Below are 2,202 nucleotides of genomic sequence, written 5' to 3' on the forward strand. Positions count from 1 at the left end.
TGGTTTCTGTGATATCTTTGTCCATAGTATATGCTCCTTATTTTTTGGGATTTGGACAAAGACTATCCTAATCCCAATTATAAGGAGTTTTTCTAATTTAAGCAAGTATTTTCGCTAAAAATCGAACTTGACTTTTCTTAAATATTTTTATGCAATGCTAGTGATTATAAATATAAATAATGATACAAATATTAATGCAGTTTTAAAATATATAAATGAAGAAATTAATTCATTTGAATCGGAATACGCTGATTTGATTGATTTGTATACGAACTAGAAAGGAGTTTATTTTATGAATAAACTTTCTTGTAGAGAGCAATTAAATAAAAGAAATATTGATTCTGAAAACAAGGCACAGAGAATTAAGCTGCTTAGAGAGAATCTCTTTGTTCTCAAAGATGACTGCAAAATAGATTATAAAAACGGCAAAGAAACTTTAGAGGAATTGAGGGGGAGAACCGGTGGGAAATAATTCTCCGTCTTTTTTTCGATAAGAGAAAATAACTTAGATAATATTACAATACCGGAATCAATATATTTAGATACCAGTTTTATTTATGAAATATACCACCCAAATAGCAGGTATAACAATGATTGTATAAACTTCATAGAAAAAGCAATAACAGAAAATAACACTTTATTTTCTGTTTCTCAACATGTAATGGCTGAATTAGAACATATCTTACACAATAATTTATATGAAGTTGTAAAGGGAAATAATAATATCAAAAATAAAGAGGATATTAATTATAGAAAAATCGTTGATCAAGAATATAAAAGAATAAGTAATGCATTATATAAAAGTGGGATTTGTTTTATTGAACCTCTTCAAGACCAGGAATATAGTGACTTAAGACATGCAGTTGGTACATTGTATGGGCTGGGCTCCTATGATTCAATTCATGTTACATCTATGTTAGTGAGTGGCGAAAACTCTATTGCTGCTGTTGATGGGCATTTTATAAACGTACCTCATATTAATTCTTATGGACCTTCATGGGGATATCAGAATGATCAAAATTCTACTTTCAAAGAGTATTCAGATGAAATAATTGATGATATATTTGATGAATATGATAGTTTAAATTCATAAAATTATTATCTGAGATATAAAATCCGATGTCACAAAATAAAATCTTAACTCAGGTACGTTGACAATTGAATATGTATGAAAATCTTTGGAACCGAGGTTTTCATATGAGTAAGATGAATTGAGTAGAGGTTTAAAAAACTATGATATAAGTTCATGATCAGGTTATTTTTTTGCAATACACTTTGATCTCAACAAAGTGCTCCCTGTGTTGAATTGATTTTTGAGTAATAATAACAAATTTTAGTTTACAACTTTTGGGAATACTACTTTGCAATTCCCGGTAATTTTAGTATGCAACAAATATACAATATATATAGAACCAGAAAATTCATTGGAAAAAATTTGAAATAAATATTGAAATTTTATAATATTTAATATATAATTTAGTTAGTCATTCATTTTAAAGAGTTAAGGAGATGATATTTATGGCTACTAGTTCTTTAGAAAAAGATAATTTTATAGTTACAGATCCAGAAATGATAGAAAAAATAAATAAAGAGCTTTCTCGCGAAAAAAGTGGAGCTGAATTAAATAAAAAAAGAGATGACTTTGAACAAACAATGAACGAACTACAAAGAGGTAAAGAGTTATTAAAACAACTATAATTATTACTGTATGTTAAAGGGCCTGTGAGAATTTTTGTATTAAAATTGGTTTATACAGTGAATAATATTTGATTTATTGTTTATTGATAAAAAGCCTTCGATATATTATAATCAGAAAGACTTATATGAAATCTAGGGTGGTGATTAATTGTGCGTACTTTTAAAGAAAGAATTAAAGCTATTGAAGAACATTTTGATAGCTTAACTATAGAAGAATTTGAAAAGAATATTTATAATGCCGGAGCTTATAAAATTAAAGCTGCTGAGGAATCAGGCTTTAGGCTTTCTTCATCTGAGGAAATAACTCTGGAAACAGATTTAGATTCTTTTGAAATTGAAGCTAAAAATTAATAAATTATTAGATGAAAATAAGAATGGATAACATTAATCATGATCTCTGGGTAATTTATGTTATGAGACAAGAAATATTTCAGTAACCAGGACATGTTTTTCACCAGTAAATATTTAAAAGAACAGGGTATTCTCATACCCTGAAATTAATTA

The 2,202-nt window shown here is 27.4% G+C and carries 4 protein-coding genes; all 4 read left to right on the forward strand.

Features of this window, described 5'->3' with window-relative positions; translation table 11 throughout:
- Positions 1-292 precede the first annotated feature (292 nt).
- Positions 293-472: a hypothetical protein gene (locus tag C8C76_RS14885; protein WP_108143022.1), complete on the forward strand. Its 180-nt coding sequence runs from the start codon at positions 293-295 to the stop codon at positions 470-472.
- Between the two features lie 189 nt (positions 473-661).
- On the forward strand, positions 662-1,093 hold the full coding sequence (locus C8C76_RS14890) for a hypothetical protein (protein ID WP_375135344.1): 432 nt from the start codon (positions 662-664) through the stop codon (positions 1,091-1,093).
- Positions 1,094-1,518: 425 nt separating this feature from the next.
- Entirely contained in the window at positions 1,519-1,698 is a 180-nt protein-coding gene (locus C8C76_RS14895) for a hypothetical protein (protein WP_108143026.1), read from the forward strand.
- 150 nt (positions 1,699-1,848) lie between these two features.
- Positions 1,849-2,049 carry a hypothetical protein gene (locus C8C76_RS14900; protein ID WP_108143028.1) on the forward strand — a complete coding sequence of 67 codons (201 nt, stop codon included), beginning with the start codon at positions 1,849-1,851 and terminating at the stop codon, positions 2,047-2,049.
- The last annotated feature ends 153 nt before the right edge of the window (positions 2,050-2,202 follow it).

The organism is Halanaerobium saccharolyticum (assembly GCF_003053565.1).
GTDB lineage: Bacteria > Bacillota > Halanaerobiia > Halanaerobiales > Halanaerobiaceae > Halanaerobium > Halanaerobium saccharolyticum_B.

What these genes read in the sequence shown, in the direction of transcription:
- C8C76_RS14895 (WP_108143026.1), top strand. Translation starts at nt 1,519, where the DNA reads ATGGCTACTAGTTCTTTAGAAAAAGATAATTTTATAGTTACAGATCCA.
- C8C76_RS14885 (WP_108143022.1), top strand. Translation starts at nt 293, where the DNA reads ATGAATAAACTTTCTTGTAGAGAGCAATTAAATAAAAGAAATATTGAT.
- C8C76_RS14890 (WP_375135344.1), top strand. Translation starts at nt 662, where the DNA reads ATGGCTGAATTAGAACATATCTTACACAATAATTTATATGAAGTTGTA.